The sequence below is a fragment of the Pantoea sp. BJ2 genome (assembly GCF_040255075.1).
Lineage (GTDB): Bacteria > Pseudomonadota > Gammaproteobacteria > Enterobacterales > Enterobacteriaceae > Pantoea > Pantoea leporis.
Window position 1 is genome coordinate 279,136 of sequence record NZ_CP158292.1, and the last position, 22,093, is coordinate 301,228.

The 22,093-nt window shown below is 55.8% G+C and carries 12 protein-coding genes, 1 tRNA gene and 3 rRNA genes; 13 read left to right on the top strand and 3 right to left on the bottom strand.

Annotated elements, in window-relative coordinates; translation table 11 throughout:
* Nucleotide 1: 1 nt before the first annotated feature.
* From nfi to AAF463_RS01250, 4 genes are all read left to right on the top strand, one after another.
* On the top strand, nucleotides 2–670 hold the full coding sequence (gene nfi / locus AAF463_RS01235) for a deoxyribonuclease V (protein ID WP_271461504.1): 669 nt from the start codon (nucleotides 2–4) through the stop codon (nucleotides 668–670).
* Nucleotides 671–732: 62 nt separating this feature from the next.
* Nucleotides 733–1,323, top strand: a complete 591-nt coding sequence (locus AAF463_RS01240; protein WP_101763028.1) for a YjaG family protein — start codon at nucleotides 733–735, stop codon at nucleotides 1,321–1,323.
* Between the two features lie 188 nt (nucleotides 1,324–1,511).
* Nucleotides 1,512–1,784, top strand: coding sequence for a nucleoid-associated protein HU-alpha (hupA, locus tag AAF463_RS01245; protein WP_007886275.1), 273 nt, complete (start codon nucleotides 1,512–1,514; stop codon nucleotides 1,782–1,784).
* Between the two features lie 68 nt (nucleotides 1,785–1,852).
* The gene (locus AAF463_RS01250) at nucleotides 1,853–2,518 is read left to right on the top strand and encodes a DUF1481 domain-containing protein (RefSeq protein WP_350261403.1); all 666 of its coding nucleotides are present in this window, start codon (nucleotides 1,853–1,855) and stop codon (nucleotides 2,516–2,518) included.
* 47 nt (nucleotides 2,519–2,565) lie between these two features.
* Here AAF463_RS01250 and purD read toward each other — a convergent pair whose 3' ends face one another.
* Together purD and purH are read right to left on the bottom strand one after the other, a co-directional pair.
* Nucleotides 2,566–3,846 carry a phosphoribosylamine--glycine ligase gene (gene purD / locus AAF463_RS01255; protein WP_101763030.1) on the bottom strand — a complete coding sequence of 427 codons (1,281 nt, stop codon included), beginning with the start codon at nucleotides 3,844–3,846 and terminating at the stop codon, nucleotides 2,566–2,568.
* An 18-nt stretch (nucleotides 3,847–3,864) separates the two neighbouring features.
* Nucleotides 3,865–5,454, bottom strand: coding sequence for a bifunctional phosphoribosylaminoimidazolecarboxamide formyltransferase/IMP cyclohydrolase (purH, locus tag AAF463_RS01260; RefSeq protein ID WP_101763031.1), 1,590 nt, complete (start codon nucleotides 5,452–5,454; stop codon nucleotides 3,865–3,867).
* A 630-nt stretch (nucleotides 5,455–6,084) separates the two neighbouring features.
* Here purH and AAF463_RS01265 point away from each other — a divergent pair.
* The 8 genes from AAF463_RS01265 to aceK all read left to right on the top strand — a co-directional run bounded on the left by AAF463_RS01265 (nucleotide 6,085) and on the right by aceK (nucleotide 17,324).
* Nucleotides 6,085–7,624 (top strand): 16S ribosomal RNA (locus AAF463_RS01265).
* Between the two features lie 88 nt (nucleotides 7,625–7,712).
* Nucleotides 7,713–7,787, top strand: a tRNA-Glu gene (locus AAF463_RS01270).
* 215 nt (nucleotides 7,788–8,002) lie between these two features.
* Nucleotides 8,003–10,907 (top strand): 23S ribosomal RNA (locus AAF463_RS01275).
* 100 nt (nucleotides 10,908–11,007) lie between these two features.
* Nucleotides 11,008–11,123 (top strand): 5S ribosomal RNA (rrf, locus tag AAF463_RS01280).
* Together the 16S, 23S and 5S rRNA genes with 1 tRNA gene alongside form the textbook arrangement of a ribosomal RNA operon.
* A 297-nt stretch (nucleotides 11,124–11,420) precedes the next feature.
* Complete coding sequence (metA, locus tag AAF463_RS01285; RefSeq protein WP_101763126.1) at nucleotides 11,421–12,350, top strand: homoserine O-succinyltransferase; 930 nt, start codon at nucleotides 11,421–11,423, stop codon at nucleotides 12,348–12,350.
* Nucleotides 12,351–12,616: 266 nt separating this feature from the next.
* On the top strand, nucleotides 12,617–14,215 hold the full coding sequence (aceB, locus tag AAF463_RS01290; protein WP_101763125.1) for a malate synthase A: 1,599 nt from the start codon (nucleotides 12,617–12,619) through the stop codon (nucleotides 14,213–14,215).
* Between the two features lie 16 nt (nucleotides 14,216–14,231).
* The gene (gene aceA, locus AAF463_RS01295) at nucleotides 14,232–15,533 is read left to right on the top strand and encodes an isocitrate lyase (RefSeq protein ID WP_101763124.1); all 1,302 of its coding nucleotides are present in this window, start codon (nucleotides 14,232–14,234) and stop codon (nucleotides 15,531–15,533) included.
* Between the two features lie 57 nt (nucleotides 15,534–15,590).
* Nucleotides 15,591–17,324, top strand: a complete 1,734-nt coding sequence (aceK, locus tag AAF463_RS01300; RefSeq protein ID WP_350261404.1) for a bifunctional isocitrate dehydrogenase kinase/phosphatase — start codon at nucleotides 15,591–15,593, stop codon at nucleotides 17,322–17,324.
* Here the strand turns inward: aceK and iclR are convergent.
* A complete protein-coding gene (iclR, locus tag AAF463_RS01305; protein ID WP_110868115.1) occupies nucleotides 17,321–18,154 on the bottom strand; it encodes a glyoxylate bypass operon transcriptional repressor IclR in 834 nt (277 codons plus the stop codon). The genes aceK and iclR overlap by 4 nt on opposite strands.
* 197 nt (nucleotides 18,155–18,351) lie before the next feature.
* Here iclR and metH point away from each other — a divergent pair, with 197 nt between their 5' ends.
* A complete protein-coding gene (metH, locus tag AAF463_RS01310) occupies nucleotides 18,352–22,035 on the top strand; it encodes a methionine synthase (RefSeq protein WP_350261405.1) in 3,684 nt (1,227 codons plus the stop codon).
* Nucleotides 22,036–22,093: the final 58 nt, after the last annotated feature.

The following is a 22,093-nucleotide window of genomic DNA, read 5'->3' on the forward strand; positions in this document are numbered from 1 at the left end:
GATGGATTTAGCCGCACTACGCCAGGAACAGTTACAGCGCGCTGCTGATGTGGTGCGGCAGGATGATTTCGATGTGCTGCCGCCACGCTTTATTGGTGGTGCCGACGTGGGATTTGAACAGGGCGGCGAGATCACGCGCGCGGCTCTGATCATCCTCGAGTATCCATCCTTAAAGCTGGTGGAACACCGCATTGCGCGCGTGGCCACCACCATGCCCTATATTCCGGGCTTCTTATCCTTCCGCGAAATGCCGGCGCTGCTGGAAGCCTGGCAGCAGCTCTCCCAGTTGCCCGATCTGCTGTTTGTGGATGGACACGGTATTTCCCATCCCCGTCGGCTTGGCGTGGCGGCGCATTTCGGTTCGCTGGTGGATGTGCCCACCATTGGCGTGGCGAAGAAGCGTTTGTGTGGACGTTTTGCTGAGCTGGACGCCGAGCCAGGCAGCCGTCAGCCGCTGCTCGACAAAGGCGAACAGATTGGCTGGGTATGGCGCAGTAAAGCGCGCTGTAATCCGCTGTTTATCTCGACCGGCCATCGCGTCAGCATGGATAGCGCATTGCAATGGGTGGAAGCCTGTACTGCGGGCTATCGTTTGCCGGAACCGACGCGTTGGGCGGATGCTGTCGCCTCCGGACGCCCGGCCTTTCTGCGCTGGCAAAATGCGCCTTAACGCTGTTTGTGCCCGGCTTTTGCGGTACACTGCCGCCAGCTAACCTATTGAGAGTAAGTTTGATGTTACAGAATCCCGTCCATTTGCGTCTGGCGAAGCTTGAAAGCTGGCAGCATATGACTTTCATGGCCTGCCTTTGCGAGCGTATGTTCCCCAACTATTGGGCTTTCTGTCAGCAGACCGCATTCGCCGATCCGCAACTCTATCGCCGCATCCTCGATCTCATCTGGGAAAGCCTGACGGTCAAAGATGCCAAAATCAATTTCGACGGTCAGCTGGAGAAATTTGAAGCGGCGATTCCGGATGGTGACGATTTTGACGTTTACGGTGTACATCCGGCGATTGATGCCTGCGTGGCCTTGAGTGAACTGCTGCATGCACAGCTCAGCGGCGAAACGCTGGAGCACGCCGTGGAAGTCAGCCGTACATCGATCACTACCGTGGCGATTCTGGAAATGACGCAGGCCGGTCGCGAAATGACCGACGAAGAGCTGCGCGGAAATCAGGCTGTCATCGATGAATGGGACCTGCAGTGGGAGATTTTCCGCCTGCTGTCAGAGTGCGAGGAGCGCGACCTTGAATTGATTAAAGGCCTGCGTGCAGACCTGCGCGAAGCGGGAATCAGTAACATCGGTATACTTTTTCAGCAATAAGGCAAGAAAACGTGACTTCAGGCCCGAATTACCGCGCCTGGAGGCTTCACATCAGCCCCCAGTCTGGTCTACATTTGGGGGGCTGAAAATTGTGGCTATCGGTGCGTGCCGGCTGAACAAGGTCTGAGAATGGCTTTTCCCTCGCACTCGTTGCTTAGCAAGCGATAAATACACTTTAAGGATAACTTATGAACAAGACTCAACTGATTGATGTGATCGCAGAGAAAGCTGACCTGTCTAAAACCCAGGCTAAGACTGCGCTGGAATCTACCCTGGCTGCGATCACTGAGTCTCTGAAAGAAGGTGATGCTGTACAACTGGTTGGTTTTGGTACTTTTAAAGTGAACCACCGCGCTGAGCGTACCGGTCGCAACCCGCAGACTGGCAAAGAGATCAAAATTGCAGCAGCTAACGTGCCAGCGTTCGTTTCAGGCAAAGCTCTGAAAGACGCTGTTAAGTAAGTTTCCGCATTGCGGTTTAGCTTTAAAAGAGGGGGCGTTAGCGCCCCTTTTTGTTGCCGGGACCTGCCATGCTGAATTCAATTCCTCAGCGCGTTTGCGCCCTGTTATTTGGTGCGCTGCTGACGGGCTGTAGCTCCACTCCTGAACTTCCTGCCTTCACGGCGAGCGGCTATCTGGCCGACCGCGGCACCGTGCGCATCTGGCGCAAGAATAGCGACCATCAAGTTGTTCACCTGCGTACGGTCTTCACGCCGTTTAATGGCGATGCGATGGAAACCACTGACTACAATTGGCAGCAGCAGAAGCTGATTAGCGTCGAACGGCGCGTCGCGGGTGCACAGCCGGATGATGTCACCTTACGCTTCGATCATCAGGGCAATCTCAATTTCATGCAGCGCCAGCTGGCGGGGCGACGTGAAGCGGTCAGCGCTGATAGCGTTGAGCTATATCGCTTCGATGCGCAGCGCATGCTGGATCAGAGCAATGCGTTGCTCGCAGGCCGCGTATTACTGCGTCAGGGCCATTGGCTGGGTGGCAATCAGGTGCGTGAGTGCGATGACAAGCTGGTGAATGTGGCCTTTGATCGCGACACGCTGTATAAGCTAGGTCGCCAGCAGCAGAGCCAGGCTGCGCCATTGATGGTGTCGTGGCTGGAAGCGCCGGAAGGTGTGCAACTGCTGCGTGCTACGCCGGATGACGAATGCAGCTGGCAGCCAAAAGAGAGTGATTTCTGACAGGTGGAAAAGAGAAGGGGCACCTGCTGCTGTGCCCCTTTGCGTACTTATTTGCGGTTAATCGCGCGGTAGCCGATATCGCGGCGGCAGAAGCTGCCATCCCACGAGATATGCTGCGCCAGCGCATAAGCGTTCTTCTGCGCATTGGCAACATCGTCGCCTAGTGCGGTCACGCACAGTACGCGACCACCGTTGGTGACCACCAGATCGTCCTTCATGGTGGTGCCAGCATGGAACACCTTGCCATCCGGTACTTCTTCCAGCGGCAGACCGTGAATCTGATCGCCCGTGTTGTAATCGCCCGGATAACCACCCGCCGCTAACACCACGCCGAGAGAGGGACGCGGATCCCACTGCGAGGTTTGCTGATCCAGTTTACCGTCGGTCGCCGCCAGACACAGCGCCACCAGATCCGACTGCAGGCGCAGCATGATCGGCTGAGTTTCCGGATCGCCGAAGCGGCAGTTAAATTCAATCACTTTAGGCTGACCGGCCTTATCGATCATCAACCCAGCGTACAGGAAGCCGGTATAAATGTTGCCTTCTGCTTTCATACCGTTGACGGTTGGCCAGATGATCTGATCCATCACGCGCTGGTGGATCTCATCGGTTACCACGGGCGCCGGAGAATACGCGCCCATGCCGCCGGTATTTGGACCGGTATCGCCATCGCCGACACGTTTGTGATCCTGGCTGGTGGCCATCGGCAGCACGTTGTTGCCGTCGACCATCACGATAAAGCTGGCCTCTTCGCCATCGAGGAACTCTTCAATCACGATGCGGTGACCAGCATCGCCGAACGCATTGCCAGCCAGCATGTCCTGCACAGCGGCTTCGGCTTCCGCCAGTTCCATCGCCACGATCACGCCTTTACCGGCCGCCAGACCGTCAGCTTTGATCACGATCGGTGCGCCTTTCTCACGCAGATACGCCAGTGCAGGTTCCACTTCGGTGAAGTTCTGGTATTCGGCGGTTGGAATCTGCTGACGTGCCAGGAAATCTTTGGTGAACGCCTTTGAGCCTTCGAGCTGGGCAGCGGCTTGCGTTGGGCCAAAGATCTTCAGACCTGCAGCACGGAACGCATCAACCACGCCAATCACCAGCGGTGCTTCCGGACCAACGATGGTCAGATCGATCTTTTCCTGCTGAGCAAAGGCCAGTAGCGCGGGAACGTCGGTGGCGCTGATTGCCACGTTTTGCAGAGCCGGCTCGAGCGCGGTGCCCGCATTGCCAGGCGCGACAAATACTGTTTCCGCCAGTGGCGATTGTGCCGCTTTCCATGCCAGCGCGTGTTCACGTCCGCCATTACCAATCACTAAAATTTTCATCTGTACTGCTCCCAACAATTAATGGCGGAAATGACGCATGTCGGTAAAGATCATCGCGATGCCGTGCTCATCAGCGGCGGCAATCACCTCATCATCACGGATTGAACCGCCTGGCTGAATCACGCAACTGATACCGACAGCCGCAGCGGCGTCGATACCGTCGCGGAACGGGAAGAAGGCATCAGACGCCATCGCGGAGCCTTTCACTTCCAGACCTTCGTCACCGGCTTTGATACCGGCAATTTTGGCCGAGTAAACGCGGCTCATCTGGCCGGCGCCAATGCCGATGGTCATGTTGTCACGTGCGTAGACGATGGCGTTGGATTTAACGAACTTCGCCACTTTCCAGCAGAACAGCGCATCACGCATTTCCTGCTCAGTTGGCTGACGTTTGCTGACAACGCGCAGCTGGCTGGCGTTGACCATGCCCAAATCGCGATCCTGAACCAGTACGCCGCCGTTAACGCGTTTGAAATCCAGCGCCGCAACGCGACCTTGCCACTGACCACACACCAGAACGCGCACGTTCTGCTTGGCCGCGGTAATTTTCAGTGCCGCTTCGCTGGCGGATGGCGCGATGATCACTTCAACAAACTGACGGCTGATGATCGCCTGCGCGGTGGCTTCGTCCAGCTCGCGGTTAAAGGCGATGATGCCACCGAAAGCGGAAGTCGGATCGGTTTTGTAGGCACGCTCGTAAGCGTCAAGAATCGAACCGCCAACTGCCACGCCGCATGGGTTAGCGTGTTTGACGATCACACAAGCGGCTTCGTCGAACTCTTTCACGCATTCAAGTGCGGCATCGGTATCGGCGATATTGTTGTATGAGAGCGCTTTGCCCTGAACCTGCCGCGCAGTGGCCACTGAAGCTTCAGCAACATTCTCTTCTATATAGAAGGCAGCATCTTGATGGCTGTTCTCGCCGTAACGCATATCCTGCTTCTTAATGAAGTTGAGGTTCAGCGTGCGCGGGAAGCGGCCAGCCGGTTCTTTGCTGTCGCTGTGATAAGCCGGCACCAGGCTACCGAAGTAGTTGGCGATCATGCTGTCGTAGGCGGCAGTGTGTTCGAAAGCTTTGATGGCCAGATCGAAACGTGTTTCCAGCGTGAGCGAGTTTTCGTTGGCATCCAGCTCGGCAATGATCGCTTCGTAATCGCTGCTCTTCACCACGATCGCCACGTCTTTGTGGTTCTTCGCCGCTGAGCGAACCATGGTTGGGCCACCGATATCGATGTTCTCAACCGCGTCAGCTAATGAGCAATCAGGTTTGGCAACGGTTTGTGCGAAGGGATAGAGGTTGACGACCACCATGTCGATTGGGTTGATGGCGTGTTCAGCCATGATCGCATCATCCTGACCACGACGACCCAAAATGCCGCCATGCACTTTCGGGTGCAGCGTTTTGACGCGTCCATCCATCATTTCCGGGAAACCGGTGTAGTCAGAAACTTCGGTGACGGGCAAGCCCGCATCTGCCAGCAGACGTGCTGTACCGCCTGTGGAGAGCAGCTCAACACCACGGCTGGAGAGTGCCTGAGCAAATTCGAGGATACCGGCTTTGTCAGAGACACTGAGTAGAGCGCGGCGTACAGGACGACGTTGTTGCATGGTGGTTTTATCCCTTGGCTTTGTTTCGCGTAATAAAGAGCGTTACATCAAGCTTAGTGTCTCTCTTCTATATAGAAGGAAACGCTTGCCTCATGTAACGCCCCAAAAGGGGCATCCTTGACGTCGCCGGGCATTGTAGCGAAAACGTTTGCGTGATGCTCGCCTAAATTCATTTGTGCGGCAGAGTGTGGATAACACTGTGTGTAACTGCGTATAAGGCGGGGTTTTGCTGTGGAATGCAGCGAACGGTTGTTTTTATTGAATTTAGCGGTTGCGTGCTGAGAACAACTCCCTATAATGCGCATCCATCAACACGGCACAACGGTTTACGAAGTGCGGTGTTGGTGAGGAAGATTCGATAAGAACTTCCGCCGGATGAAAACGCTGAAAAAAGTGTTTGACTCCGAAGGAGAGTAGCGTAGTATACGCCACCTCGCGACAGACGGTTCAGCCGCTGTTCGCAACGCTCTTTAACAATTTATCAGACAATCTGTGTGGGCACTCGCAGGATTGATATCCGCGTCTCCGGACGCAAAAAAATATCAAAGCCTCACGAGTGAACACATAATGAAATTCATTATGACGTTTTACAGATGAGCACCGCTGAACTCGTTTCAGCAAATCAAACTTAAATTGAAGAGTTTGATCATGGCTCAGATTGAACGCTGGCGGCAGGCCTAACACATGCAAGTCGAACGGTAGCACAGAGAGCTTGCTCTCGGGTGACGAGTGGCGGACGGGTGAGTAACGTCTGGGAAACTGCCCGATGGAGGGGGATAACTACTGGAAACGGTAGCTAATACCGCATAACGTCGCAAGACCAAAGTGGGGGACCTTCGGGCCTCACACCATCGGATGTGCCCAGATGGGATTAGCTAGTAGGTGGGGTAATGGCTCACCTAGGCGACGATCCCTAGCTGGTCTGAGAGGATGACCAGCCACACTGGAACTGAGACACGGTCCAGACTCCTACGGGAGGCAGCAGTGGGGAATATTGCACAATGGGCGCAAGCCTGATGCAGCCATGCCGCGTGTATGAAGAAGGCCTTCGGGTTGTAAAGTACTTTCAGCGGGGAGGAAGGCGGTGAAGTTAATAGCTTCACCGATTGACGTTACCCGCAGAAGAAGCACCGGCTAACTCCGTGCCAGCAGCCGCGGTAATACGGAGGGTGCAAGCGTTAATCGGAATTACTGGGCGTAAAGCGCACGCAGGCGGTCTGTCAAGTCGGATGTGAAATCCCCGGGCTTAACCTGGGAACTGCATTCGAAACTGGCAGGCTGGAGTCTTGTAGAGGGGGGTAGAATTCCAGGTGTAGCGGTGAAATGCGTAGAGATCTGGAGGAATACCGGTGGCGAAGGCGGCCCCCTGGACAAAGACTGACGCTCAGGTGCGAAAGCGTGGGGAGCAAACAGGATTAGATACCCTGGTAGTCCACGCCGTAAACGATGTCGACTTGGAGGTTGTTCCCTTGAGGAGTGGCTTCCGGAGCTAACGCGTTAAGTCGACCGCCTGGGGAGTACGGCCGCAAGGTTAAAACTCAAATGAATTGACGGGGGCCCGCACAAGCGGTGGAGCATGTGGTTTAATTCGATGCAACGCGAAGAACCTTACCTACTCTTGACATCCAGAGAACTTAGCAGAGATGCTTTGGTGCCTTCGGGAACTCTGAGACAGGTGCTGCATGGCTGTCGTCAGCTCGTGTTGTGAAATGTTGGGTTAAGTCCCGCAACGAGCGCAACCCTTATCCTTTGTTGCCAGCGGTTCGGCCGGGAACTCAAAGGAGACTGCCAGTGATAAACTGGAGGAAGGTGGGGATGACGTCAAGTCATCATGGCCCTTACGAGTAGGGCTACACACGTGCTACAATGGCGCATACAAAGAGAAGCGACCTCGCGAGAGCAAGCGGACCTCATAAAGTGCGTCGTAGTCCGGATCGGAGTCTGCAACTCGACTCCGTGAAGTCGGAATCGCTAGTAATCGTAGATCAGAATGCTACGGTGAATACGTTCCCGGGCCTTGTACACACCGCCCGTCACACCATGGGAGTGGGTTGCAAAAGAAGTAGGTAGCTTAACCTTCGGGAGGGCGCTTACCACTTTGTGATTCATGACTGGGGTGAAGTCGTAACAAGGTAACCGTAGGGGAACCTGCGGTTGGATCACCTCCTTACCTGAAGATACCTTCCCGCGAAGTGCTCACACAGATTGTCTGATAGAAAGTAATGAGCAAGACGGCTGCGAAGTCGTGACACTATCGTGTCCCCTTCGTCTAGCGGTTAGGACTCCGCCCTTTCACGGCGGCAACAGGGGTTCGAATCCCCTAGGGGACGCCACTTGCTTGGTGACAGGTGAAAGGTGTCTCCACGACGTATCTCAAACGAAGCTTACGAGCTGCGTCTGAGATACTGCTCTTTAACAATCCGGAACAAGCTGAAAATTGAAACGACGCGTTGGTTCATTTCTCCGTAATAAGAAATGAATAACAGCGCGTTCGAGTCTCTCAAATGCTTGCAGTCTGCGCGCGTTGCAAAACGCCTGTGGGTTGTGAGGTTAAGCGACTAAGCGTACACGGTGGATGCCCTGGCAGTCAGAGGCGATGAAGGACGTGCTAATCTGCGTAAAGCGTCGGTAAGGTGATATGAACCGCTACAGCCGACGATGTCCGAATGGGGAAACCCGGTGCACCCAGTGCATCATCGCAACATGAATACATAGTGTTGCGAGGCGAACCCGGGGAACTGAAACATCTAAGTACCCGGAGGAAAAGAAATCAACCGAGATTCCCCCAGTAGCGGCGAGCGAACGGGGAACAGCCCAGAACCTGAATCAGTTTGTGCGTTAGTGGAAGCGTCTGGAAAGTCGCACGATACCGGGTGATAGTCCCGTACACGAAAGTGCACAGATTGTGAGTTCGAAGAGTAGGGCGGGACACGTGGTATCCTGTCTGAATATGGGGGGACCATCCTCCAAGGCTAAATACTCCTGACTGACCGATAGTGAACCAGTACCGTGAGGGAAAGGCGAAAAGAACCCCGGCGAGGGGAGTGAAACAGAACCTGAAACCGTGTACGTACAAGCAGTGGGAGCCTCTTTAATGGGGTGACTGCGTACCTTTTGTATAATGGGTCAGCGACTTATATTCTGTAGCAAGGTTAACCGTATAGGGGAGCCGCAGGGAAACCGAGTCTTAACTGGGCGTTAAGTTGCAGGGTATAGACCCGAAACCCGGTGATCTAGCCATGGGCAGGTTGAAGGTTGGGTAACACTAACTGGAGGACCGAACCGACTAATGTTGAAAAATTAGCGGATGACTTGTGGCTGGGGGTGAAAGGCCAATCAAACCGGGAGATAGCTGGTTCTCCCCGAAAGCTATTTAGGTAGCGCCTCGTGAACTCATCTCCGGGGGTAGAGCACTGTTTCGGCTAGGGGGCCATCCCGGCTTACCAACCCGATGCAAACTGCGAATACCGGAGAATGTTATCACGGGAGACACACGGCGGGTGCTAACGTCCGTCGTGAAGAGGGAAACAACCCAGACCGCCAGCTAAGGTCCCAAAGTCATGGTTAAGTGGGAAACGATGTGGGAAGGCACAGACAGCCAGGATGTTGGCTTAGAAGCAGCCATCATTTAAAGAAAGCGTAATAGCTCACTGGTCGAGTCGGCCTGCGCGGAAGATGTAACGGGGCTAAACCATGCACCGAAGCTGCGGCAGCGACACTATGTGTTGTTGGGTAGGGGAGCGTTCTGTAAGCCGTTGAAGGTGTGCTGTGAGGCATGCTGGAGGTATCAGAAGTGCGAATGCTGACATAAGTAACGATAAAGCGGGTGAAAAGCCCGCTCGCCGGAAGACCAAGGGTTCCTGTTCAACGTTAATCGGAGCAGGGTGAGTCGACCCCTAAGGCGAGGCTGAAAAGCGTAGTCGATGGGAAGCAGGTTAATATTCCTGCACTTGGTGTTACTGCGAAGGGGGGACGGAGAAGGCTAGGTTATCCGGGCGACGGTTGTCCCGGTTTAAGCGTGTAGGCTGATACCTTTGGTAAATCCGGGGTATCTTAAGGCTGAGGCGTGACGACGAGCCACCACGGTGGTGAAGTAACTGATGCCCTGCTTCCAGGAAAAGCCTCTAAGCTCCAGGTAACACGAAATCGTACCCCAAACCGACACAGGTGGTCAGGTAGAGAATACCAAGGCGCTTGAGAGAACTCGGGTGAAGGAACTAGGCAAAATGGTGCCGTAACTTCGGGAGAAGGCACGCTGTCGGTAGGTGAAGTCCCTCGCGGATGGAGCTGAAGGCAGTCGAAGATACCAGCTGGCTGCAACTGTTTATTAAAAACACAGCACTGTGCAAACACGAAAGTGGACGTATACGGTGTGACGCCTGCCCGGTGCCGGAAGGTTAATTGATGGGGTTATCCGCAAGGAGAAGCTCTTGATCGAAGCCCCGGTAAACGGCGGCCGTAACTATAACGGTCCTAAGGTAGCGAAATTCCTTGTCGGGTAAGTTCCGACCTGCACGAATGGCGTAATGATGGCCAGGCTGTCTCCACCCGAGACTCAGTGAAATTGAAATCGCTGTGAAGATGCAGTGTACCCGCGGCAAGACGGAAAGACCCCGTGAACCTTTACTATAGCTTGACACTGAACATTGAGCCTTGATGTGTAGGATAGGTGGGAGGCTTTGAAGCGTGGACGCCAGTCTGCGTGGAGCCAACCTTGAAATACCACCCTTTAATGTTTGATGTTCTAACGTAGGCCCGTAATCCGGGCTGCGGACAGTGTCTGGTGGGTAGTTTGACTGGGGCGGTCTCCTCCCAAAGAGTAACGGAGGAGCACGAAGGTTGGCTAATCCTGGTCGGACATCAGGAGGTTAGTGCAATGGCATAAGCCAGCTTGACTGCGAGAGTGACGGCTCGAGCAGGTGCGAAAGCAGGTCATAGTGATCCGGTGGTTCTGAATGGAAGGGCCATCGCTCAACGGATAAAAGGTACTCCGGGGATAACAGGCTGATACCGCCCAAGAGTTCATATCGACGGCGGTGTTTGGCACCTCGATGTCGGCTCATCACATCCTGGGGCTGAAGTAGGTCCCAAGGGTACGGCTGTTCGCCGTTTAAAGTGGTACGCGAGCTGGGTTTAGAACGTCGTGAGACAGTTCGGTCCCTATCTGCCGTGGGCGCTGGAGAATTGAGGGGGGTTGCTCCTAGTACGAGAGGACCGGAGTGAACGCACCACTGGTGTTCGGGTTGTCATGCCAATGGCACTGCCCGGTAGCTAAGTGCGGAAAAGATAAGTGCTGAAAGCATCTAAGCACGAAACTTGCCCCGAGATGAGTTCTCCCTGACCCCTTGAGGGTCCTGAAGGGACGTTGAAGACTACGACGTTGATAGGCCGGGTGTGTAAGCGCAGCGATGCGTTGAGCTAACCGGTACTAATGACCCGTGAGGCTTAACCTTACAACGCCAGAGGCGTTTTGGTCTGAGAGACCGGATTTTCAGCTTGTTTACGGACTGGTCTGCGGCGCCTGAGAGGGGGCAGCGGACGAAACAGAATTTGCCTGGCGGCTTTAGCGCGGTGGTCCCACCTGACCCCATGCCGAACTCAGAAGTGAAACGCCGTAGCGCCGATGGTAGTGTGGGGCCTCCCCATGCGAGAGTAGGGAACTGCCAGGCATCAAATAAGTGAAGAAGCCCCGGACGAAAGTCCGGGGCTTTTTTACGTCTGAGATCAGCTAAAATCGCATAGAATAGAGCGATTCAGTGTATGAAAATCACGCAAATCTCACCTCAAACTTTCATTTCAAGAAGCTGATCCAGCATAAATACGCCACGACTTATCCCAAATCCCATCTAAAGCTGAAACATTTTCATAAACCGCATGAAGACTCGACATTCTCGACATAACAAGCTAATGTCGGGCATCTGGATGTCTAAACGTTTATACGGTTATCAGTAAGAGGTGAGTAGGTTATGCCAATCAGGATTCCCGACGAATTACCGGCAGTGAATTTTTTGCGTGATGAAAACGTCTTTGTCATGACGTCGTCGCGCGCCAGTGTTCAGGAGATCCGTCCGCTAAAAGTGCTGATTCTTAACCTGATGCCAAAGAAGATTGAGACAGAAAATCAGTTCCTGCGTCTGCTCTCTAACTCACCGTTGCAGATTGATGTGCAGCTGCTGCGCATTGATAGCCGCGAGTCGCGCAACACGCCGACAGAGCATCTGAACAACTTCTACTGCAACTTCGAAGACATCCAAAACGATAACTTCGATGGACTGATTGTGACCGGCGCGCCGCTGGGATTGGTCGATTTCAATGATGTCGCTTACTGGCCGCAGATTCAGCGCGTACTGCATTGGGCGAATGAACACGTCACCTCCACGCTCTTTGTCTGTTGGGCGGTTCAGGCGGCACTCAACATTCTGTATGGCATTCCTAAGCAGACGCGGCAGAACAAATTGTCCGGTGTTTATGAGCACCAAATCCTGCATCCCCACGCCTTACTAACGCGCGGTTTTGACGACAATTTCCTGGCCCCGCATTCACGCTATGCTGATTTTCCGAGCCAGCTGATCCGCGATTACACCGATCTCGAGCTATTTGCCGAATCGGAATCCACCGGCGCATATCTGATGGCGAGCAAAGACAAGCGCCTGGCGTTTGTCACCGGCCACCCTGAGTACGATGCCCTGACGCTCTCGGGTGAGTATCATCGCGATTACGATGCTGGCCTGCAGCCGGACGTGCCGTTCAATTACTTCCCGCACGACAACCCAGAGCTGCCACCGCGCGCCACCTGGCGCAGCCACGGCAACCTGCTGTTCTCCAACTGGCTGAACTACTACGTTTACCAGATCACGCCGTTCGATCTGCGCCGGATGAATCCAACACTCGAATAGATCAAACACCTCGTTTGATCCTGCCGCGCTAGCCGAAAGCTATCGCGGCTTTTTTTTTGCCTTCAATTCACCAGTGGAAGTTATTGCCTTTAATTCGAGAGATTAAATTACATAAATATCAATCTGATAAATTAACATAAACATTAAAATGGAAATAGTTTTTGAAATTAAAATAAAAATCATTATGCTCTGATCTTGCAGGTTATAAAACACCCTACATCCGGATCCGATCGTTAAACGATGGATCACCTCAGGAGGCAGCCCGCATGACAGACTCGGTTATCAGCAATACGCTAACCTTCAGCCAGCCCTTTACCCACGAGGAAAAGCAGCTGCTTACCCCAGAAGCAATCGACTTTATACACGCATTAGTGGTGCGCTTTGCACCAGAGCGCGAACGCCTGCTGAAAGCACGCCAGCAACGACAGAAGCGTTACGATCAGGGTGAGTTACCCGGCTTTGATTCGGAAACCGCTTCCATTCGTGAAAATGCGTGGCAAGTTCGTCCTATTCCGCAGCTGCTTCAGGATCGTCGCGTAGAGATCACCGGGCCGCCGGATCGCAAAATGGTGATCAACGCGCTCAACGCGAACGTCAACGTCTTCATGGCCGATTTTGAAGATTCACTGGCGCCAACCTGGCAGAAGCTGATCGACGGACAATTAACACTGCGCGATGCCGTCAATGGCACGCTGAGCTTCACCAGTGAAACCGGCAAGATCTACCAGCTGCGCGCCAATCCGGCGCTGCTGATGTGTCGGGTGCGCGGTCTGCATCTGAATGAAAAGCATGTGGAGTGGCGCGATCGGGCCATTCCCGGCGGATTGTTCGACTTTGCGCTCTACTTTTTCCACAACGTTGAAGCGCTGCTGGAGAAGGGCCACGCGCCATGGTTCTATCTGCCGAAAACCGAGCATGCCGCTGAAGTGGCGTGGTGGCGTGAGATCTTCCGCTTCAGTGAAGATCGCTTCGATCTGCCGCGCGGCACCATCAAAGCCACGGTATTGATCGAAACGCTGCCGGCGGTATTCCAGATGGATGAGATCCTGTGGGAACTGCGCGATCACGTCGTTGGCCTGAACTGTGGCCGTTGGGATTACATCTTCAGCTACATCAAAACGCTGGGCCAGCATCCCGATCGTATCCTGCCGGATCGCCAGCAAATCAGCATGGATCAGCCATTCCTCGATGCCTATTCACGCCTGCTGATTCGAACCTGTCATCGTCGTGGTGCGCTGGCGATGGGCGGTATGTCGGCGCTGATTCCGAGCAAAGACGCGGAGCGCAATGTATGGGTGACGCAAAAGGTGCAGGAAGATAAAGCGCGAGAAGCGGGCAACGGTCACGACGGAACCTGGGTGGCGCATCCCGGCCTGGCTGATATCGCGATGGAGGAGTTTGACCGTCGGCTGGGCGATCAGCCCAACCAACTGCACATCACGCGTGAGCAGGATGCGCCAATCACCGCCGAACGTCTGCTGGCGCCCTGTCGCGGCAAGCGTACTGAAGCCGGCATGCGCGCCAATATCCGCGTGGCGCTGCAATATCTGGAAGCCTGGATCAGCGGCAACGGCTGCGTTCCGATTGATGGGTTGATGGAAGATGCCGCCACCGCTGAAATCGCCCGCACCTCCATCTGGCAATGGATTCATCACAAACAAATTCTCAGCGATGGCCAGCCGGTCACGGTGGCGCTGTTTGAACGGCTGCTGGAGGAAGAGCTGGCCACCTTGCAGCAAACCGTTGGCGCAGAACGTTTTCAAAATGGACGCTTCGACGATGCCGCCGCGCTGATGGCGCAAATTACCACCGATGACGAACTGGTTTCCTTCCTCACTCTGCCGGGCTACCGCCTGCTGCCTTGAACCTGGAGATATGACGATGAATCGTACGCAACAGATCAAACAACTGGAATCGAGCTGGAATGATGCGCGCTGGCAGGGAATTACTCGTCCGTACAGTGCGGAGGATGTGGTCAATCTGCGCGGTTCGGTCAATCCCGCCTGCACGCTGGCGGAGCGCGGTGCCACCAAACTCTGGTCGCTGCTGAATGGTGAATCGAGCAAAGGCTACATCAACAGCCTCGGCGCGTTGACCGGCGGACAAGCGGTGCAGCAGGCGAAAGCCGGCATAGAGGCGATTTACCTCTCCGGCTGGCAGGTGGCGGCAGATGCTAACCTGGCCGGGCAGATGTATCCCGACCAATCGCTGTATCCGGTGAATTCGGTGCCAAATGTGGTGGAGCGGATTAATCAGAGCTTCCAGCGAGCCGATCAAATTCAGTGGGCCAGCGGCGTATCGCCAGAAGACAGTGATTTTATTGATTACTTCCTGCCGATTGTCGCCGATGCGGAAGCGGGCTTTGGCGGCGTGCTCAATGCGTTCGAGCTGATGAAATCGATGATTCAGGCCGGTGCCGGCGCGGTGCATTTTGAAGACCAACTGGCGGCGGTGAAGAAGTGCGGCCACATGGGTGGCAAGGTATTAGTCCCAACGCAGGAAGCGATTCAGAAACTGGTGGCGGCGCGTCTGGCCGCGGACGTCATGAACGTACCGACGGTGTTGCTGGCGCGCACCGATGCGGATGCCGCCGATCTGATCACCTCAGATTGCGACCCGCGCGATGCGGCGTTTATCACCGGCGAGCGCACCTCGGAAGGCTTCTTCCGCACGCGTGCCGGGATTGAACAGGCGATCAGCCGCGGGCTAGCGTATGCGCCTTATGCCGATGTGCTGTGGTGCGAAACCTCAACGCCAGATCTGGAGATGGCGCAGCGCTTTGCCGACGCGATTCACGCGCAGTATCCCGGCAAGCTGCTGGCTTACAACTGCTCGCCTTCGTTCAACTGGAAGAAGAACCTTGACGATCGCACTATCGCCCGTTTCCAGCAGGCGCTGAGCGAAATGGGCTATCGCTTCCAGTTCATTACGCTCGCCGGAATTCACAGCATGTGGTTCAACATGTTTGACCTGGCGCACGCCTATGCACAGGGCGAAGGCATGCGCCATTACGTGGAGAAAGTGCAGCAGCCGGAGTTTGCGGCGCGCGATAAGGGTTACACCTTTTCATCGCATCAGCAGGAAGTGGGCACCGGCTATTTTGATCGCGTTACCAACGTCATCCAGGGCGGACAATCCTCCGTGACCGCGCTGACCGGCTCCACCGAAGCCGCACAATTCTGAAGCCGTTGTAAGGTCGCCATTCAATGGCGACCACTTACCGCTAAAGGAGCGTTGCCGATGACGCCGAGAGAATCGCTGATTGCCCACACCATTCTGCAAGGTTTTGACGCGCAGTATGGCCGCTTTCTGGATATCACCGCCGGTGCGCAACAGCGCTTCGAGCAGGCCGACTGGCACGCGGTGCAGCAGTCAATGAAAGCGCGTATCCATCTTTACGATCACCATGTTGGCCTGGTCACCAACCAGCTGCGCATTCTCAATGACACTTCGGACTGGGATGACGCGTTCTGGCTACGGGTGAAAAGCCATTACGAAACCTTGCTGCCCGGCTATCCGCGCCATGAAATCGCCGAAAGCTTCTTCAATTCGGTCTATTGTCGCCTGCAGGGCCACAGCCATTTGTCGCCCGAGCGTCTGTTTATCTTGCCGTCGCAGCCCTATGCGCCTGCACCGGTTGCGCCGCGCCCGCTGTCGCGCCTCTATCGTCCGAAGCAGAATTGGCAGGAAACACTGCGTCAGGTGCTGAATGACATTCCGCTGCGTCTAACATGGCAGGATCAAACGCGCGATATCGGCTGGATTGTGCGCCATCTGCACGAGCAGTTTGGTGCCACACAGCTGGCGACGGCGACGCTGGATGTCGCCAGCGAACTGTTTTACCGCAACAAAACCGCGTGGATTGTGGCGCGCCTGCAGCTGAGTGATGGCATGGTGCCCTGTTTGCTGCCGATTCAGCGCGATGATGCTGGCCGTTTATGGATCGATACCTGTCTCACCGACAGCGATGATGCCAGCATCGTGTTTGGTTTTGCCCGCGCCTATTTCATGGTGTACGCGCCGGTGCCTGCCGCGCTGGTGGCGTGGCTGCAACCGATTCTGCCGGGAAAAACCGTGGCAGAGCGCTACATGGCGATTGGCTGTCAGAAGCACGGTAAAACCGAATGCTACCGTGAATACCTGCACTATCTGGCGCACAGTCAGGAAGATTTCACCGTCGCACCCGGCATTCGCGGCATGGTAATGATGGTGTTCACGCTGCCGGGTTTTGATCGCGTATTTAAGGTGATCAAAGACCGCTTCGCACCGCAAAAAGAGGTCACCGATGCGCAGGTGCGCGACTGCTATCGCATGGTCAAAGAGCACGATCGCGTGGGCCGCATGGCGGATACGCAGGAGTTTGAGCACTTTGCGTTACCGCGCGCGCGTATTCCGGCCGAGCTGATGGCGGAGTTTGAGCGCGATATCCCGGAAAAGCTCGAGCTGCGCGACGATGTGGTGATCATCCGCCATTTGTGGCTGGAGCGCCGCATGGAGCCGCTTAATCTGTGGCTGGCTCAGGCTTCGCCGGAACAGCGGCAGCACGCGATTGGCGAATATGGTGATGCGATTCGTCAGCTGGCGGCGGCAAATATTTTCCCCGGCGACATGCTGTACAAAAACTTTGGTATGACGCGTCATGGCCGCGTGGTGTTTTACGATTACGACGAAATCCGCCCGATGACCGAACTGGTGTTCCGCGATGTGCCGCAGGCGCGCTATGAGGAAGATGAGCTGCAGGCCGAGCCGTGGTACAGCGTCGGGCCGGATGATGTGTTCCCGGAAACCTTCCGCTATGCGCTGTGCAGCGAACCCTCGACCGGCAAACTGCTGCAGGCGCTGCATCCGCAGCTGTTTGATCCCAACTGGTGGCGCGCGCTGCAAACGCGCATCCGCGAAGGGCATATTGAAGAGGTCATTGCGTGGCGCGCCAGCCAGCGTTTCAGCGCGCGCTATGCGTCGGTGACCGCTTAGCGGCCAGAATAGGTTTGGGTCACCAGCTTCGCGGCGCGGATCACCAGCGCACCCAGCTCGGTGATGCGGTCGTCAGTCATGCGCGCAATCGGGCCGGAGATTGAGATGGCGGCGAAGGGTTCGCCATGTTCGTCATAAATCGGTGCCGCAACGCAGCGCAGACCCAGCGCGTGCTCTTCATCATCGTGCGAAAAGCCCATCTTACGAATCAGCGCCAGATTCTCCTTCAGGCTGTGCGGCGACATCAGCGTTTTCGGCGTGTAGTGATGCAGCCCTTTTTGATGCAGCAGCGCGGTAACTTGCTCATCGCTCAGATGCGCCAGAAACGCTTTGCCGGCGCCGGATGCATGCATCGGCAGCTTGCCGCCAATCGGCGCGGACATGCGCATCAGCTGCGTACACTGCACCTGATCGATGATCACCGCCTGATAATCGCTGAGATCCAGCACCGCCAGATTCACCGTCTCGCCGGCGTCTTCCATCAGCTTGCGCAGCAGCGGATGCACAATCGCCAGCAGATTGCGGCTCTGCAGGAAACTGCTGCCGACCACAAACGCGTGCGAACCAATGGTCCACAAACCTAAGTCGCCCACCTGATGCACAAAACCCTGCTGTTGCATGGTGGAGAGCAGGCGATGAGTGGTGGAGTTGGGTAAACCGGCCTGTTGTGCCAGTTCGGTCAGCGCCACGCTGCCGTGGGATTCGGCAATCAGCTCCAGCAGGCGCAGACCACGCGTCAAAGATTGTACTTGCCCGCCGACGGGCGCGCTGGTGGTAGCCGTTGTCGCACGCGGTTTCTTGCCGCGTTTCACGGGCGCAGGGGTTGCCATAACGTCTCCAATTCGCATCAATGCTGGAAACCATTTTCGTTTTTAACCGCATTAATGCAAACGCTGACTTTCTGGTCAGACCTGTCATCGGCAATAGCTGAAAATGTCTCATCTGAGCTGACTTTTGATCACCTGCAAGTTGTGCCAGTATGACTGGCTGGCATATTAGCCAACGCAATGACGTGGACGGGGCGAGAGTGAGCAACAAAACAGAAATGCTGCAGCAGCAGCTGGCGCAACGCATTATGATTCTGGACGGTGGCATGGGCACCATGATCCAGAGTTATAAACTGAGTGAGCAGGATTTCCGTGGCAGCCGCTTTGCCGACTGGCCATCTGATTTGAAGGGCAACAACGATCTGTTGGTGCTAACCAAACCGGAGGTGATCCGCGAAATCCACGATGCCTATCTCGCTGCCGGCGCGGATATTCTCGAGACCAACACCTTCAACTCCACCACCATTGCGATGGCCGATTACGCGATGGAAGCGCTGTCGGCGGAGATCAACTTCGAAGCCGCCAAACTGGCGCGTGCCAGCGCCGACGCATGGACGGCGAAAACGCCGCATCGTCCGCGCTACGTGGCGGGCGTGTTGGGCCCAACCAACCGCACCTGTTCTATCTCGCCGGACGTCAACGATCCCGCCTATCGTAACGTCACCTTTAATCAGCTGGTGGAAGCTTACCGCGAATCGACGCATGCGCTGATCGCCGGTGGCTCCGACCTCATCATGATCGAAACGGTGTTCGATACCCTCAACGCCAAAGCGGCGATCTACGCGGTGCAGGCCGAGATGGAAGCGATGGGCGTGAAGCTGCCGCTAATGATCTCCGGCACCATCACCGATGCGTCCGGTCGTACGCTCTCCGGCCAAACCACCGAAGGTTTCTATAACTCGCTGCGCCACGCCGAACCGCTGTCGTTTGGCCTCAACTGCGCGCTGGGCCCGGACGAACTGCGCCAGTATGTGGCGGAGCTGTCGCGCATTGCCGAAAGCTATGTGACCGCGCACCCGAACGCCGGTTTGCCCAACGCCTTTGGTGAATACGATCTCGATGCGGCGATCATGGCTGAGCAAATTGGTGAGTGGGCGCGCGCCGGTTTCCTCAATATTATCGGCGGCTGCTGCGGCACCACGCCGGAACACATCGCGGCGATGGCGGCAGCGGTAGACGGCGTTGCGCCGCGCCAGCTGCCTGAGATTCCGGTTGCCTGTCGCTTAGCCGGGCTTGAACCGCTGAACATTCAGGCCGATTCGCTGTTCGTCAACGTCGGTGAACGCACCAACGTCACCGGCTCGGCCAAATTTAAGCGTCTGATCAAAGAAGAGAAATACAACGAAGCGCTGGATGTGGCACGCCAGCAGGTAGAGAACGGTGCGCAAATCATCGACATCAACATGGATGAAGGCATGCTGGATGCGGAAGCGGCGATGGTGCGCTTCCTCAATCTGATTGCCGGTGAGCCGGATATCGCCCGCGTGCCAATTATGATCGACTCCTCCAAATGGGAAGTGATCGAGAAAGGCCTGCAGTGCATTCAGGGCAAAGGCATTGTGAACTCTATTTCGATGAAAGAGGGCGTGGAACCGTTTATCGCGCACGCGCGCAAAGTGCGTCGCTACGGCGCAGCGATGGTGGTGATGGCGTTTGACGAAGCGGGTCAGGCGGATACGCGGGCGCGCAAAATTGAGATCTGTCGTCGCGCCTACAAGATTTTGACCGAAGAGGTCGGTTTCCCGCCAGAAGACATCATTTTCGACCCGAATATTTTTGCTGTAGCGACCGGCATTGAAGAACACAACAACTACGCGATGGACTTTATCGGTGCCTGCGAAGACATCAAGCGCGAACTGCCACACGCGATGATCTCCGGCGGCGTCTCCAACGTGTCGTTCTCGTTCCGTGGCAATGAACCGGTGCGTGAAGCGATTCACGCGGTGTTCCTCTATTACGCCATCCGCAACGGCATGGACATGGGCATCGTGAACGCCGGTCAGCTGGCGATTTACGACGATCTGCCTGCCGAACTGCGTGACGCGGTGGAAGATGTGGTGCTGAATAGTCGTGACGATGGCACCGAGCGCTTGCTGGAGCTGGCGGAGAAGTATCGCGGCAGCAAAAGCGACGGCGAGCAGGAGAAACAGCAGGCCGAATGGCGCAGCTGGGACGTGGTAAAACGTCTGGAATACTCGCTGGTGAAAGGCATCACCGAGTTTATTGAGCTGGATACCGAAGAGGCGCGCCAGGCAGCAGCGCGGCCGATTGAAGTGATTGAAGGGCCGCTGATGTCCGGCATGAACGTGGTTGGCGATCTGTTCGGCGAGGGCAAGATGTTCCTGCCGCAGGTGGTAAAATCAGCGCGCGTGATGAAGCAAGCGGTGGCCTATCTCGAACCTTATATTCAGGCCAGCAAAGAGGCCGGACGCAGCAACGGCAAGATTGTGCTGGCGACGGTAAAAGGCGATGTGCATGACATCGGCAAAAATATCGTCGGCGTAGTGCTGCAATGTAACAACTACGAAATTATTGACCTCGGCGTTATGGTGCCGAGTGACAAAATCCTCAAAACCGCGATTGCCGAGAACGCCGATATCATCGGGCTTTCCGGCCTGATCACGCCGTCGCTGGATGAGATGGTCAACGTCGCCAAAGAGATGGAGCGCCAGGGATTCACCATCCCGCTGCTGATTGGCGGCGCGACTACCTCGAAAGCGCATACCGCAGTGAAAATCGAGCAGAATTACAGCGGCCCAACGGTGTACGTTCAGAACGCCTCGCGCACCGTGGGCGTGGTGTCATCGCTGCTGTCCGAGACGCTGAAAGAAGATTTCGTGGCGCGCACGCGCAAAGAGTACGACACGGTGCGTATTCAGCACGCGCGCAAAAAGCCGCGCACGCCGCCGGTGAGCCTGCAAACTGCGCGCGATAATGATTATGTCATCGATTGGGAAAGCTATACGCCGCCGGTGGCGCACCGTCTCGGTGTGAGTCCGGTCGAAGCCAGCATTGAAACGCTGCGCAATTACATCGACTGGACGCCGTTCTTTATGACCTGGTCGCTGGCCGGCAAATATCCGCGTATCCTGGAAGATGAAGTGGTGGGCGAAGAGGCCAAACGCCTGTTTGCCGATGCCAACGCCATGCTCGATATGCTGAGCAGCACCGGCACGCTCAATCCACGCGGCGTGGTGGGGATTTTCCCGGCCAACCGTGTCGGCGATGACATTGAAATCTACAGTAACGAGAATCGCAATCAGGTGCTGTGCGTCAGTCATCACTTGCGTCAGCAGACCGAGAAAACCGACTTCGCCAACTACTGTTTAGCCGACTTTGTGGCACCGAAATCCAGCGGTAAAGCCGATTATCTCGGCGCGTTTGCGGTTACCGCCGGAATTGAGGAAGATGCGCTGGCCGAGGCGTATGACAAGCAGCACGATGATTACAACAAAATCATGGTGAAAGCGGTGTCGGATCGCCTGGCAGAAGCCTTTGCTGAATATCTGCACGAGCGCGTGCGAAAGGTGATTTGGGGCTTTGCCGCCCATGAAAATCTCAGCAACGAAGAGCTGATTCGCGAGAATTATCAGGGCATTCGTCCCGCACCGGGTTATCCGGCTTGTCCGGAACACACCGAGAAAGCACCGATCTGGCAGCTGCTGGAGGTGGAAAAACATACCGGCATGAAGCTCACCGAATCTTTCGCCATGTGGCCAGGCGCAGCGGTTTCCGGCTGGTACTTCAGCCATCCCGATAGCAAATACTTCGCCGTGGCGCAGATTCAGCGCGATCAGGTGGAAGATTACGCCGCGCGTAAAGGCATGAGCGTGAGCGAAGTTGAGCGCTGGCTGGCACCCAATTTGGGTTATGACGCAGATTAATAGTCGGTAACGCGCAATAAATGGCGCCGCTACGGTATGTGCACCTCTCCGTAGCGGC

What these genes read in the sequence shown, in the direction of transcription:
- nfi (WP_271461504.1), top strand. Translation starts at nt 2, where the DNA reads ATGGATTTAGCCGCACTACGCCAGGAACAGTTACAGCGCGCTGCTGAT.
- AAF463_RS01240 (WP_101763028.1), top strand. Translation starts at nt 733, where the DNA reads ATGTTACAGAATCCCGTCCATTTGCGTCTGGCGAAGCTTGAAAGCTGG.
- hupA (WP_007886275.1), top strand. Translation starts at nt 1,512, where the DNA reads ATGAACAAGACTCAACTGATTGATGTGATCGCAGAGAAAGCTGACCTG.
- AAF463_RS01250 (WP_350261403.1), top strand. Translation starts at nt 1,853, where the DNA reads ATGCTGAATTCAATTCCTCAGCGCGTTTGCGCCCTGTTATTTGGTGCG.
- purD (WP_101763030.1), bottom strand. Translation starts at nt 3,846, where the DNA reads ATGAAAATTTTAGTGATTGGTAATGGCGGACGTGAACACGCGCTGGCA.
- purH (WP_101763031.1), bottom strand. Translation starts at nt 5,454, where the DNA reads ATGCAACAACGTCGTCCTGTACGCCGCGCTCTACTCAGTGTCTCTGAC.
- metA (WP_101763126.1), top strand. Translation starts at nt 11,421, where the DNA reads ATGCCAATCAGGATTCCCGACGAATTACCGGCAGTGAATTTTTTGCGT.
- aceB (WP_101763125.1), top strand. Translation starts at nt 12,617, where the DNA reads ATGACAGACTCGGTTATCAGCAATACGCTAACCTTCAGCCAGCCCTTT.
- aceA (WP_101763124.1), top strand. Translation starts at nt 14,232, where the DNA reads ATGAATCGTACGCAACAGATCAAACAACTGGAATCGAGCTGGAATGAT.
- aceK (WP_350261404.1), top strand. Translation starts at nt 15,591, where the DNA reads ATGACGCCGAGAGAATCGCTGATTGCCCACACCATTCTGCAAGGTTTT.
- iclR (WP_110868115.1), bottom strand. Translation starts at nt 18,154, where the DNA reads ATGGCAACCCCTGCGCCCGTGAAACGCGGCAAGAAACCGCGTGCGACA.